This is a genomic window from Pseudoalteromonas sp. MMG007, assembly GCF_018100985.1.
GTDB lineage: Bacteria > Pseudomonadota > Gammaproteobacteria > Enterobacterales > Alteromonadaceae > Pseudoalteromonas.
In genome coordinates this window covers 221,699-234,523 of sequence record NZ_JAGJEI010000003.1, presented here as the reverse complement: position 1 = coordinate 234,523, position 12,825 = coordinate 221,699, and the positions used below count along the sequence as shown (strand labels likewise).

Here is a 12,825-nt window from a genome sequence, read left to right as displayed (position 1 = left end):
TTATGCTCCAAGTGTTTGAATTAACATGCGTATGCCCGTGATCATTAAGACAACAGCAAAAGCGCGTTTTAATTGTTTTTGATCCAGCTTGCTACCAATTTTTACGCCAATAGGCGCAAATAAAATAGTCAGCGGAATAATAAGAAAAAAGGCAGGGAGGTTAACTAACCCCCACGTACCTAGGGGAGCATCGGTTGGCGTTGTGCCAATACTTAATAAGGTAATTACGCCCGGTAGCGCAATGAGTAAACCAAATACCGCTGCTGTGCCAACGGCAACATGGGCGCGTACGTTAAATGCGTTGAGCATAGGTACACCAATTGTACCGCCGCCTATGCCTATCATGACCGATAAGCCACCGACAATACTTGCCATTATGCCTTGGCCAAATTTACCCGGTAACTTACTTACAAGAGCAGGCGCACCGGCTCTAAATAACATATTAAGGCTTACTAAAATAGCAATACACGCAAACATAAGTACCAGTGCGTTACCGCGTATTGAGTGCGCTAAGTAGCTGCCTACAACAGCCATTACTAAAATAAACGGTGCCCAGTATTTAATTAAAGCAAGATCAATATTGCCCTTTGCATGGTGTGAGCGAATAGACGAAATAGACGTAGGCACTATGGTGGCAAGCGATGTTGCGGTGGCTATCATCATGGCCGACTCAGGGCTTACGCCAAAGCCTTGCAGTAAAAAGTACAACACAGGCACAATTACTATGCCGCCGCCTACACCAAATAGGCCTGCTAAAATACCAGCAAAAATACCGGTTGCTATTAAGGCCGCAATAATGGGCCATTGGTTTATTATTTCTGTCATTGTGTTCCTGCTGTAGTTACTATTGCACGCCCATCTGAGCGAGGATCTGTGGCGGCTTCAAGACCAGTAGGTGCATCTAATATAGCCCCTGCGTGACCCATCATTTCATTGTTATTATCAACGCTTACCCAATCGTGGTCACGTTGATTTAATTCATGTTCAAGTTGAATTACTAAGCTTTGCTCTACCTTTAAATTTGTGCTGGTATCACCCCAAGTGCGCCCTAATAACCAACGAGGGTCGCTAATGGCTTGCTCAATCGTTTTGTTTCGCCAGGCGTAACCGCTAAATACTACGGCTTGAGTTTGTGGTTGGCCCTCGCCACCCATGGTGCCGTAGGCAAGGCGTCTGCCATCGGCAAATTTAGCCATTGCTGGGTTTAGCGTATGCGCAGGTTTTTTATGTGATTTAAGAGCGTTTGTATCTTCTGCGTTTAAGCTAAAACTCAAGCCGCGGTTATTCCAAACAAAACCTCCTTCACTCATTAATACGCCGCTGCCAAATTCCCAATAAACACTTTGAATAAAGCTAACTAGTTGACCATTTTTATCCCGTGCTGCCATCCAAACAGTGTCGCCAGGCTCTGCACTAAATGGCCATTGCTTGGCTTGGTCCATATCAATATTGTTGGCAAGCTCGTTTAAGCGCTCATTAGTTAGTGCATTTTTATAATCATTCCCAAGCACACTAGGATCGGCCCATAATTTTGGGCGGTGAGTAAAGCTTTGTTTTGTGGCCTCTACAATTAGGTGCATCCAATCGGCATCGGTTTTGGCTAAATGCTTTAACTTATCAACGGCACCAATTATTTGTAGTGAATGCACGCCTTGAGTGGGCGCGGGTAAGTTATAACAATTTATGCCCGATAAATTAGCATTCAGTGGGGCCACTACATCGGCTTGCGTGTTGGCAATATCGGCAGACGAAATAACACTGCCTGCGTTTGCTAAATCGCGGGCAAACGAGTCGGCAAGTGTGCCTTCGTAAAAAGCGTTTAAACCATGTTTTGCTAAATGTTCAAAGGTATTGGCAAGTTGTGGGTTTTTAAAGTGTTGCCCTGCTTGTAAAGGCTGACCATTGGGTACGTATAGTGCTTTAAACGCATCGTTGGTATTAGCAACACTTGCCAGTTTTTCGCAGCCCGCTTGCAGGCTTTTTGTCACGGTAAAGCCCTCACGAGCGAGTTTAATAGCAGGCGCTAAAATAGTACTTAGTGGCAGGGCTGCGTGCTCATCTACCTCAAGGGCTTTTTGCCAGCCACGAAGGGTGGCCGCTTGAGTAAGCGCGCTTAAACCGCCGCGCTCTGGTATGTGTTGCTCATTACTGTAGGCGCTTATGTCACTAGGCGCGCGCCCGCATGCATCTATGGCTGTGGGTGTGCTTTGATTTGGGTTATCAATAAGCCAAAAGCTGTCGCCACCAATCGAGTTCATATGTGGGTAAACCACGCTAATAGCAGCGGCGGCCGCTACCATTGCCTCGGTGGCTGTACCACCTTGTTTTAATATTAAGGTGCCTGCTTCGGTCGCTGAAAAGTGCGGGGCAGTAAATGCAATATTGTGTGTGCTCATGCAAGTGTGTCCTGTTTAAAGTGTGCAGCTAATTGTTGTACGCAGGCAAGCAGGCTTTTATCGTTGCCGTGGCTCATCATCAATGAAAACCCATATGGATGACCATTTTCTAAATTAGCCAATGGTAAGTGAACTTGCGCCGAGCGGCTTAAGCCGGCAATGGCAGATAAAGTGATGATTTGCATACGTAAGGCGCTTGTGTCGGCGCCCAACTTAGGTGCGGTTGTGGGTGTGGTTGGCAAAAATAAACAACTATTTGTGTTTAGGTTTTTAGCAATTATTGTTTGCCACTGAGTGTGTACTTTTAATGCTTCTTGTTCTTCTTGACTTGTTAAGGCAAGCGCCATGTTAAAACGGGCCTCAATTGCCGGAGCGAATTGGGGAAGATGCCCCGGCAATTGTAGCCAATCTTTATGTGTTTTTGCGATTGCTCGCCCTTGCAGTATTCTAAAACTATCAGCGAGTTCGCTTAATAAGTTGCTGTTAGGCAATTTAAATTCTTTGTGGTGTTTAAAATAAGGCTTGGTTTGTTCTAGTAGCTGCTTAATAGGTGTTTGTAAGGCAGGGCTTACTAGCTCAAATAATGGTTCATAAATAACTAAGGTATCCACAGTATTAATAGCTTGATTTGGTAACAGTGCATTGCCTACATCGCTTAGTAGTTTTGCACTTTGGGTAAGCCAGCCTATGGTGTCAAAAGGGGGAGCAAGCGGAATTAGACCCTCTTTTTCAATAACGTTGTGGCTGGGTCTTATACCAAATAAGCCACAATAACTTGCGGGAATTCTAATTGAGCCTCCGGTATCAGTGCCTAGGCCTATATCAGCTAAGTTAGCGGCAACGGCAGCTGCAGATCCCATGCTCGAGCCGCCAGTTGCATGGCCGCTAAGTTTTGGGTTTTGTGCCGCACCGTAGTGAATATTATTCCCCTCTAAGCTGTATGCAAGCTCGTCGGTATGGGTAAAGCCTGTAAAGCTACACCCCTCGTTCATTAACTTATTTACGGCACTCGCTGTTTGCTGTGCAGGCTTTGCTGCTTTGAACCAAGTAGGGTTACCTGCGCTGTTGCGCTCGCCTTTAACTGCAAATACATCTTTTACTGCAAGGCGCTTATTATTTAGCGTACCTTGATTATGTGTTTGCCATGCTTTTGGACCATGGTCACAAAAAATACCGGCCGTGTTATTGTTTTTTTGGGTACTCATTATCACCACTCGTTATAACAAATTTGACCAATGGGTTAGGGTGATTAAAAAGACGAACTTATTATTTTTATTTTTCAGCCCACTGCGTAACATCTTATTTTTATTTTACAGAGCCTGATCCGCTTTTTAATCGGTTAACCTATTATATTGCCTAAATGCTAAGCAAAAGTAATGCCAAAAAAATAAAGTTGTCCGCTCGGTCAAGATTTGTTGGTGTTTAGCTATGTTTTTGAAAAAGTAAGATTTGATTAGCTGAGGTTTTGGCGCTAAAACACACCAAGTTGGTGCGAGACTGCACCAACTTGGTAGTAAAAAATAGTATTATAAAGAGGGTTATAAAAGCGGGGCGCTGCTAATAATTAAACCGTTAACATCGGCGTATAGCCAATCGTTAGGATTAATAGTGGTGCTAAGCATAGTCACTGCTTGGTTTTTATCGCCAAATCCTCGCTTTAATGTGCTACGCGGAGTAGAGCCTAAAGCCATAACGGGTAAATCCATAGTGGCGAGTATTTCAATATCACGGCAGCAGCCATTAATAACTACGCCTTCCCAGCTATTTTTTAAGGCGCGCTCCGCCATTATATCGCCAATAAAAGCAAAACGTTTGCTCGCAAAACCATTTATTACCAGCACCTTTCCTTTACCATCTTCATGCAATATATCGGCGGCAAAAGAGTTGTCTTCTGGGCAGGTAACAGTTACTGCTTGGCCACTAAACGTGGTTTTTTTGCCAAAGTGGCATAGGCCGCTGTCGGCTACTTGGACGTGATCGCGGTGATCGTCAAATAAATCGGGGGTGGTAAAGTTATCCATGGGTTAAGCCTCGTGTTGCTCAGGTATTTTTAAACCTATACCTTTTAAAATAATATGGGCAATTGATTGCGTTATTTGTGCCACATCGGTTTCGTCATATTCTAACTTATTCATTACTAACAATACCTCGGCTTGAAAGTCTGCGTAATATTGTGTGGTTGACCATATAGTAAAGAGTAAATGGTATGGGTCTACATTATCCATTTTATCGGCATCGATCCACGCCTGAAAAACATCTACTTTTTGTTTTACCCATGGGCGAGTATTGGTTCTAAAATAGTTTTGTAGGTAAGGTGCACCACGCAGTATTTCGCTGGCAAATAAGCGCGATTGCAACGGCTGGTTTACAGCAAGTATTACTTTGCTTTTAACGTAATTATAAAGCACATGTGCGGGGTCATCGTCTGGGCTTACATTATCTAAGCCTAAGTTCCAGTGAGCAATAATGCGGTCTATCACGTTTTCGTAAAGGCCGTCTTTACTTTTGAAATAATACAAAATATTAGCTTTAGGCACACTTGCCTCTTTGGCTATCATGCTCATGCTTGTTCCGTCGTAACCAAGCTGAGAAAATAATTGCTCTGCTGCATCGAGTATTAACGTTTGGTTTTTCTCTCGAGTAAGTTCTTTTTTATTTGGTTTAGTTTGAGTGCTCATTAGCATTTATTTGTATTTAAGGCGTTGATTGATTTTATCTTTATTGACCGAAAGGTCAATTACTAAAATGGATGAATGCTAAATACAGGCAAGTGGTTTAAGCTATTCACATTGATTGTTTAATTAAACAATTACTGTTAGTTTAGTTTCAAATTTACAAGTAGTACTTTTGGATTGGCAAATGGATTTTATAAGCAAAAATAAATATACGCTATACGGAGTTGTCGCAATATTACTGTGGAGCTGTTTAGTGGCGTTACTACGGGATATTTCTGAGTTGTTTAGCCCTATTGGCGGTGCTGCGGCTATGTACTCTGTAAGTGCGATATTTTTAATTTTGGTTATGGGAGTACCCAAGTTTAGTGGTTTTTCAAAGCGCTACTTGGTAGTAGGTACTTTATTATTTGTTGCATACGAAATTTGTTTAGCGCTTTCTATTGGTATGGCAAATAGCCGTCATCAGGCAATGGAAATGGCGGTCATTAATTATTTGTGGCCCACACTGACTATATTGCTCTCTATTATTATTGGCCGTAAAAAAGTAAGTTACTGGGTTTACCCGAGTATGATTATTGCTTTTTTAGGCGTTGCTTGGTGTATTACGGGCGATCAAGAAATGTCGATGGATACGCTTGTTACTAACTTTGCAGATAACCCCGCTACTTATTTAATGGCACTAGCAGCTGCGTTTATATGGGCTATTTATTGCGTAATAACGCAAAAGCTAAGTAATGGTAAAAATGCCATTACGTTATTTTTTAGCGTTACGGCAATGAGCTTGTGGGCCCAATATGGTTTTAGTAATGAAGCACCATTAACATTTTCACTGGGCTCAAGCCTAACATTATTATTAGCGGGTGTAGTCGTGGGGAGCGGTTATGCTCTGTGGAACCAAGCGATTATTGGCGGTAATTTAATGTTGTTAGGGACACTATCGTATTTTACTCCAGTGTTTTCTACTATTATTTCTGCGCTGTATCTATCTATTACGTTGAGTGCTTCGTTTTGGCAAGGGGTTGTGCTGGTAACGGTTGGCTCGCTCATTTGCTACTTTGTAACGCGAGAAAAGCCACAAAGGTTAAGTGCTAAAGTCTAGAGCCTAGAGTCGTTGTTAGGGAAAAGCTTAAAGTTATGTTTTAGATAAACATAAAATAAGATCTCAGGTTAAATAATGTCGCGCACTTGTTGTTTAAATGACTTGCCAATTTTAACTGACACGCCTGATGCTAGTTGAACGCTTTCATTACTTAACGCAACAACTTTATTTTTGTTAATAGCGTAAGATTTGTGGACTTGAATAAATGAAGTATCAAGTTCCTGCAATATGTATTTGAGAGTACAGCTTGCAAGTAATGCTTTTTCACCTTGCCATACTTTTACATAATTTCCATACGCTTCAAACATGTCTATGTCGCTTAATTGAATTTTATGTTTTTCACGATCGATTTTAAGCGTAATAGTCAGAGGTACCTTGGGATTTAGCGTTATGTGTTTTCTTTTTTTTCGTACTTTATTGAGTGCTTGTTCAAGGCGTTGCACAGAGACTGGTTTTAGTAGGTAGTCAGTTACGTCAAGTTCAAAACCGGCTAAAGCATATTCTTGATATGCACTAATAATAACAACTTGAGGTCGATTCGCGAGCACTTTTAGTAATGCAATGCCTGATATCTCTGGCATGTTTATGTCTAAAAATAACAAATCAACAGATGATGTGGCTAAAGCACATAATGCATCTTTAGCGTTAAGGTATTGCCCTGTTATATTAATATCTTTATGAGTACTTAGATGATGCAGTAACACTTCATGAGCGAGCGGCTCGTCATCAACAATTATTGTGTTTAGCATGCAGCCAGCTCCAGTTTAAGTGTAGTTTGCCAAAGAGTGTTATTTTTATAAGTAATTAATGTGTGCTTATTAGGATATAAAAGAGTTAGCCTGCGGCGTAAATTGTTGAGCCCTACGCCGTGCTCTGAATTGTTATTAGTTAGAATAGGGTTAGAGGAAAATAGCGTTAGTATGTTATCGGCCATGGTGATTTTGAATTCAACGGTTACTTTTTGTGACGTGGGTTCTACACCATGCTTTATCGCATTTTCTAAAATCATTATTAACAGTAGTGGCGAAATTAAATAGTGTTGTTGATATTGAGGCCATTGCACATCAAAGTTACAGCGCTCAGCACTTCGTAAACGCTGTAATGCAATAAAACCTTTTAAGTAATTGATTTCTTTTTCTAAACTCACCTGTGCTTTTTGACCTTCGTAAACACTGTAACGCAGTAAATTAGCTAATTGCATAACAAGATCTGGTGCATTATCTGCTTTTTTTAATGTCAGCGCGTAAAGGTTGTTTAATGTATTAAATAAAAAATGAGGGTTAATTTGCTGTTGAAGTAGCTTTAGCTCTGTTTTTGTTTGTTGCTGGGCAATGTTGCTAATTTGAACGTGTTGTTGCTGTCGTTCAAACGCTAAAATAATCGGTGTGCTTATAGCCAAAAACAAAAATACGAACTGATAATTTTCAGGGCTAAAAATATTATTATTACCGCCAGGTGTTAAGTTAGCAATGCCTGAGGGTAAATCGTTAATAGGTAACAGTAGCAAGCACGATGTTAATACAGGTGTAAGTGCAACGAGGCTTATTAAACTTGCAAACAAAAACATCAGTACACCATGATAGGTTAATACATAGCGTATTAATAAATATCTATTTAATAAATACACACCATATACTAATCCGGCACAAACAGTAATTTGCCAAAGGTAACCCAAAAAAGTATCAAACTGTGTGAATACTTTATAAACGTCAATAACAGGCTTAATAGGCTGGTTTAACATAGGATCAGTGTGCGTATTGAGTATGCTTGATGTAACTATTGTCCAACCTAAAAGTACTATAAACACGACTGTATCAAGTGAAAAAAAGGATTTAAGCCATTTATTACTCAACACATTGTTATTTTTATTAGTGCGTTTAGTAATAAGCCATATACCACTTGCAGATGCGCACAGTGTCCAACATTGTGCATCAAGGTATTGCCATTGCGAAAAGTTAAGAAGCTGGTTATTAAATACTAGCAAGAGAGATGGATAGGCTAAAAAGCCTAACAGCCAAACTATGATTGCGGGTGTAAGTAATAAACGATATGCAAACGCATGGGCAATAAAAAAGGGAGTACACTGTAAAAAAAGTTGAATATTAATAGCCAGATATTGGCTAGTTGAATCCATATGTGATGACAAAAAGCGTATATGAGAGTCGAGCATAATAGCAGCTATTAGCGGTAAAAAAATTATTAGCTGGGTAATGCTAAAGCGTTGCCATATTGGTGTATTGGCTTGCTGCATATGTGACTCCGTTTTTATTATGGTTTCTGAGCAGATACGCTTAGATAAAATTGTCTTTTTATTTTAAACATTACCTTTGCACAATTCACTATGCTGAGCGCGCTAGTTTATCCATAAAATTGTTTCAATCATAATTTATTTTTAAAATAATTATTTTATTTCATAGGGTTAGCAACCATTTTAAGCATACTAGGCCGTTTATTTAAATGATGAAAGGTTATATTTAAATGACCAACGTTACTTTTTTATGTTCATCATTTATTTCAATACGTTAACCATTATTTTCTCGCTTGTATTGACTTGCTTTCTTAATCTGGTGCTATACCAATTAAGGATGAAACTAATGCTTACATTGAAAAATATCAACAAAAAATACGCAGATGGTACGCAGGCTTTGAATGATGTGACGATCACTCTACCCGCCGGTATGGTCGGTCTACTTGGCCCAAATGGGGCGGGTAAATCAACACTTATGCGCACACTCGCGTGTTTACAAAATGCCGACTCCGGGCATATTAATTTTAATGGCCTTGATGTGATTAGCCAACCAGACGCACTTAGATCGCAACTAGGTTATCTACCACAATATTTTGGCGTATACCCCAATATGAGTTGTCGGGCGTTACTTGAGCATATTGCCGTATTAAAAGGCATAGATGGTAATGCACGCAAAAACCAAATTAATAGCTTACTTGAACTAACCAATTTGACTCAGTTTGCTAATAAAAAGGTCGTTAATTTTTCGGGAGGAATGAAGCAGCGTTTTGGCGTGGCTCAGGCTTTGTTAGGTAACCCAAAACTAATTATTATGGATGAGCCCACTGCTGGGCTTGATCCTGTGGAGCGAGAAAGTTTAAACAATTTACTCGTTAGTATTAGTCAAAATAGGTTGGTATTGTTATCGACCCATATTGTTGAAGATGTAGAAAATTTATGTCACTACGTGGCCATTATAGATCAAGGAGCACTCATACAAAGCGGTGACGTAAAAGAGTTACTAGTTCCTTTAGAAGGTAAGATTTGGCAGCTCGAAAGTTTACCTACAGGCATACCAAATCAGCATTTATTAAGTAAGAGCCATCGCTATGGTAGAGCGTCATTTCGTGTCTATGCAGACACAGCGCCTGCACAAAATGCAATAAACTCGCCCGCTACGCTTCAAGACAAGTACTTTTTTTCACTCAATGAAGGAAGTCAAACATGTTAATTTTTAATGAGTGGCGATATTCAGTGCGCCAACCACTTGTTTGGCTGTGCATTATTATCCCTTTAATATTTTCGGTTATGTTGTCCTCTGGGCTTGCAGCAGTTGAAGTTAATTCGTTAAAACAATTTAAGTTAAATATTACAATGCTACAAATGATGCAGTTACCTGTCCTTGTAGGAGTATTGGCGCCTGTTATATTTTTACGAGATCAGCACGCGTCAATGCAGGAGCTTATTTATGCTACGCAAACTAGCTTATTTAAGCGTAGTTTAGCAAGAGTATGCTTACTGATTTGCTTGGTTTTTATTATTAATTTAATCAGTGATTTAGTAATGATATACATGCAAGTAAGGCAATTGGGCTATATACCAAATATGGTTTCTTTTACTGTATTTAATAGCTTTTTAGTGTTGTTACCAAATAGCTGCTTTTTAGTTGTTGTTGCCTTTTTTGTTTGCCATAAATCAACTACTTCATTACCCAATTATGTTGTTTTTACGGTGTTGTGGATAGGCTACATAATGCTTGCAAGTATTACCGGAAATCCATTACTTGCTGGAAGTAGTATTATAAGCAATCGCTTTTATACATTATTTGTTTGGCTTGACCCTTTTGCATACACAGCCGTAATAAACAGTTTAACCAATTCATTAGGGGCTTCATTTGCTATTAATCGCGTTGTTGTGAGTATGCTTGCTGTTGGTATTTTTTATATTACTTTTAGTAAAAATAAAAAACACACATTATCAAAGAGTAAAAAAAGTAAAAATACTAACGAATGCGTTCGCTGCAACACGTTAGAACCCGCTGAATATAAAACAGCGAGAGTCACGCAAAAACCATTTTTGATGATCGCCAGTTTATACAAAATTACGCTGGTTAATTTGGTTTTACACCCTGTTACTTTACTGATTATTTTTGTTTGGCCGGTGATGGTTTTTAATAGTGTTGCCTCGTCGTCTGGTTATGTTGAACCAATGAGTGTGATGAGCACCACAAGCCTTGATGCGATTAGTTATTATGCATTTGATATGCAATTGTTGTTTGGCACCTTATTAATGGCTTTATGGAGCTGGCAAGTAAGCTGTTTCGCTAAATACTATAATATAGCTGAGCTGATAGCTGCCACACCGCTCAAAACATATTACTTTTTAAACAGTCAGTTATTAGTCCTAGGTACTATGATATTGATTTTTTTAACAATGAGCTTATTAGGGGCAAGTGCAGCTCAGTGGTTTTTACACAGTGCATATCAATTTGAAGTACATTTAACTATTTTATTTTTGATGGCAATTGTGCTTGCCATTGTTGCGTGTGTATTTTTGTGTGTATTTAATTTGTGTCGTTCGCAGCTTATTGCGGGTTTGCTAATTGCTGTTATTTTACTGATCAAATTTACACCGATAATGACTAAGCTTGGCCTCACGCATACATTGTGGAGTGTTGGTTGGACGCCTTTGCAGGCACCTGATAACTTTTGGGGTTATCGTGCAAGTATAAGTAGTTATTGGCCTTATATATCAGTTTGGTCAGGGGCGTGTATAAGTTTAGTTATAATTACGGGGATTTTTAATCACCGAGGTGCCGGGTTGAGCCGAAGAATAATGGGGGTTAAACATTTTTGGTTACTTATACCTTTAATTATCACTGTGGCACTATTTACTCAATTACATTTAAGACTGGTTGAGGAGAAGCCTTTAACCAACTCGCATAAACGCGAGGCATTTAAATCACAATACGAAAAAGCATTCTCACAATGGCGCAATGTAGCACAGCCAAACATTGTGCACATTGATGCAAATGTAGACTTTTATCCGTATCAGCAGCAAGCTCATTTTTCCTTAATATATACCTTAAAAAACACCCATCAAGCCCCTATTAAAGAGATATTGGTTGGGCGCTCTGGTTTTTATAAATGGGCCGATATTGAAATCGATGGCGCGAAAAGGGCTAAAAGCTTTCCCTTACTTAATCAAGCTGTGTTTAAGTTTGAGAATGAAATGCAGCCAGGAGAAATACGTAAACTAGTTACACGGTTTGATGTTCATCAAGCTAAGCTTTGGCCAGTAAGAGGGCATCAGATAATAACCCCTGAATTTAGCTATATACGATCAGTGCCTTTATTGCCGACTGTTGGCTATCAAGGTAATTATGAATTAACCGATCCTATACTTCGTCAGCAACACGCACTTAAAGTGAAGACGGTGATTAGACCTACGAAGCTATTTGCTAAAACGGCTGAAGCAAGTACTCATTACCAGTGGCTTACTATGTCGAGTAAAGTGAGTACAACAAGTGGTTATCAGGTTATAACCCAAGGAGAGGAAATATCACGTACCAGTAAAGATGACCGCGAAATATTTCATTTTGAGACTCGTACACCCATAAATGCAATCCCAGCTTGGGTGACGGTGCCTTATTCCCCTGTTACCAAGCAGCAAAATGGCGTAATGTTAAACGTGTTTGCTAAAGATAAAAACGAGCCAGCACGAGCGGAGTCTATAGCTGTAAACCTAAGCGCAATGGGCGATACAATAAAATGGCTTAATAATATAAGCCCTTATAGAGCAAAACAATTGAATTTAATAGGCTCGCCTAGTGTGGGTGCTACAGGTTATGCATTGCCGCAACTTATACTAATTGAAGACAGTGTTGGTTTTAGAGCAAAGCCAAGCGCTAATACAGGCTTTGATCAACGCTATCGCCGTGCAGTTCATGAAACCGCGCATCAATGGTTTGGCCATGATATTGGCAATGGGGTAGTTTCAGATAGCGCTTTTTTAGTGGAGTCTATGGCAAAATATATTGAGCTTGTTGTTATAGAGCAGCGTTATGGGAAAAAGGCCATGCAAGCGCTGGTTGAGTATGAAACAACACGCTATGAGCAAAATATGCTGATGAACATAAAGGAGCGATCAGCTTTAGTTGATGCTACACAAAGCTTTGACCAATATTCGCGAGCTACCATTGTCTTTGCTAAGCTACGCGCTGCTATTGGGGATGAACCCATTATTAATGCGCTCAAGTTGGTTTGGAAAAATCATGGTTATCCAAACAATCCCGCCAATTCTATGGATTTTATACGAGCATTAAAATTTGAAGCAGGGATAGAACATGAAGCATTAATAAATAAACTTTTTTTAGAATAAGTAAAAGTATTTAAAGTAAATTAAAGCCCTTTGAGTAGGGCTTCTCAT

General features: G+C 39.7%; 10 protein-coding genes. 3 read left to right on the top strand and 7 right to left on the bottom strand.

Translation table 11 applies throughout. From position 1 onward, the window contains the following. The 5 genes from J8L71_RS06565 to J8L71_RS06545 all read right to left on the bottom strand — a co-directional run bounded on the left by J8L71_RS06565 (position 1) and on the right by J8L71_RS06545 (position 5,074). A complete protein-coding gene (locus J8L71_RS06565) occupies positions 1-825 on the bottom strand; it encodes a sulfite exporter TauE/SafE family protein (RefSeq protein ID WP_210999840.1) in 825 nt (274 codons plus the stop codon). Next, on the bottom strand, positions 822-2,396 hold the full coding sequence (locus J8L71_RS06560) for a gamma-glutamyltransferase (protein ID WP_210999839.1): 1,575 nt from the start codon (positions 2,394-2,396) through the stop codon (positions 822-824). Before J8L71_RS06560 ends, J8L71_RS06565 begins: the two co-directional genes overlap by 4 nt. Next, on the bottom strand, positions 2,393-3,601 hold the full coding sequence (locus tag J8L71_RS06555) for an amidase family protein (RefSeq protein ID WP_210999838.1): 1,209 nt from the start codon (positions 3,599-3,601) through the stop codon (positions 2,393-2,395). The genes J8L71_RS06560 and J8L71_RS06555 overlap by 4 nt, the downstream gene beginning before the upstream one ends. 333 nt (positions 3,602-3,934) lie before the next feature. After that, positions 3,935-4,417 (bottom strand): putative 4-hydroxy-4-methyl-2-oxoglutarate aldolase, encoded by a 483-nt coding sequence (locus J8L71_RS06550; RefSeq protein ID WP_210999837.1) that lies wholly within the window; start codon positions 4,415-4,417, stop codon positions 3,935-3,937. A 3-nt stretch (positions 4,418-4,420) separates the two neighbouring features. After that, positions 4,421-5,074 carry a TetR/AcrR family transcriptional regulator gene (locus tag J8L71_RS06545; protein WP_210999836.1) on the bottom strand — a complete coding sequence of 218 codons (654 nt, stop codon included), beginning with the start codon at positions 5,072-5,074 and terminating at the stop codon, positions 4,421-4,423. A gap of 181 nt (positions 5,075-5,255) precedes the next feature. On the opposite strand from J8L71_RS06545, the gene yddG reads away from it, so the two are divergent. After that, positions 5,256-6,170 (top strand): aromatic amino acid DMT transporter YddG, encoded by a 915-nt coding sequence (yddG, locus tag J8L71_RS06540; protein ID WP_210999835.1) that lies wholly within the window; start codon positions 5,256-5,258, stop codon positions 6,168-6,170. Between the two features lie 68 nt (positions 6,171-6,238). Here the strand turns inward: yddG and J8L71_RS06535 are convergent, their stop codons facing one another. Continuing rightward, positions 6,239-6,919: a LytTR family DNA-binding domain-containing protein gene (locus J8L71_RS06535; protein ID WP_210999834.1), complete on the bottom strand. Its 681-nt coding sequence runs from the start codon at positions 6,917-6,919 to the stop codon at positions 6,239-6,241. Then, positions 6,913-8,421, bottom strand: coding sequence for a sensor histidine kinase (locus tag J8L71_RS06530; RefSeq protein ID WP_210999833.1), 1,509 nt, complete (start codon positions 8,419-8,421; stop codon positions 6,913-6,915). The genes J8L71_RS06535 and J8L71_RS06530 overlap by 7 nt, the downstream gene beginning before the upstream one ends. 343 nt (positions 8,422-8,764) lie before the next feature. Here J8L71_RS06530 and J8L71_RS06525 point away from each other — a divergent pair, with 343 nt between their 5' ends. Both J8L71_RS06525 and J8L71_RS06520 read left to right on the top strand, forming a co-directional pair. After that, on the top strand, positions 8,765-9,628 hold the full coding sequence (locus J8L71_RS06525; protein WP_210999832.1) for an ABC transporter ATP-binding protein: 864 nt from the start codon (positions 8,765-8,767) through the stop codon (positions 9,626-9,628). Continuing rightward, a complete protein-coding gene (locus J8L71_RS06520; RefSeq protein ID WP_210999831.1) occupies positions 9,622-12,777 on the top strand; it encodes a M1 family aminopeptidase in 3,156 nt (1,051 codons plus the stop codon). Before J8L71_RS06525 ends, J8L71_RS06520 begins: the two co-directional genes overlap by 7 nt. Positions 12,778-12,825 lie beyond the last annotated feature (48 nt).

Coding starts and splice junctions, on each gene's coding strand:
- J8L71_RS06565 (WP_210999840.1), bottom strand. CDS start 825: ATGACAGAAATAATAAACCAATGGCCCATTATTGCGGCCTTAATAGCA.
- J8L71_RS06560 (WP_210999839.1), bottom strand. CDS start 2,396: ATGAGCACACACAATATTGCATTTACTGCCCCGCACTTTTCAGCGACC.
- J8L71_RS06555 (WP_210999838.1), bottom strand. CDS start 3,601: ATGAGTACCCAAAAAAACAATAACACGGCCGGTATTTTTTGTGACCAT.
- J8L71_RS06550 (WP_210999837.1), bottom strand. CDS start 4,417: ATGGATAACTTTACCACCCCCGATTTATTTGACGATCACCGCGATCAC.
- J8L71_RS06545 (WP_210999836.1), bottom strand. CDS start 5,074: ATGAGCACTCAAACTAAACCAAATAAAAAAGAACTTACTCGAGAGAAA.
- yddG (WP_210999835.1), top strand. CDS start 5,256: ATGGATTTTATAAGCAAAAATAAATATACGCTATACGGAGTTGTCGCA.
- J8L71_RS06535 (WP_210999834.1), bottom strand. CDS start 6,919: ATGCTAAACACAATAATTGTTGATGACGAGCCGCTCGCTCATGAAGTG.
- J8L71_RS06530 (WP_210999833.1), bottom strand. CDS start 8,421: ATGCAGCAAGCCAATACACCAATATGGCAACGCTTTAGCATTACCCAG.
- J8L71_RS06525 (WP_210999832.1), top strand. CDS start 8,765: ATGCTTACATTGAAAAATATCAACAAAAAATACGCAGATGGTACGCAG.
- J8L71_RS06520 (WP_210999831.1), top strand. CDS start 9,622: ATGTTAATTTTTAATGAGTGGCGATATTCAGTGCGCCAACCACTTGTT.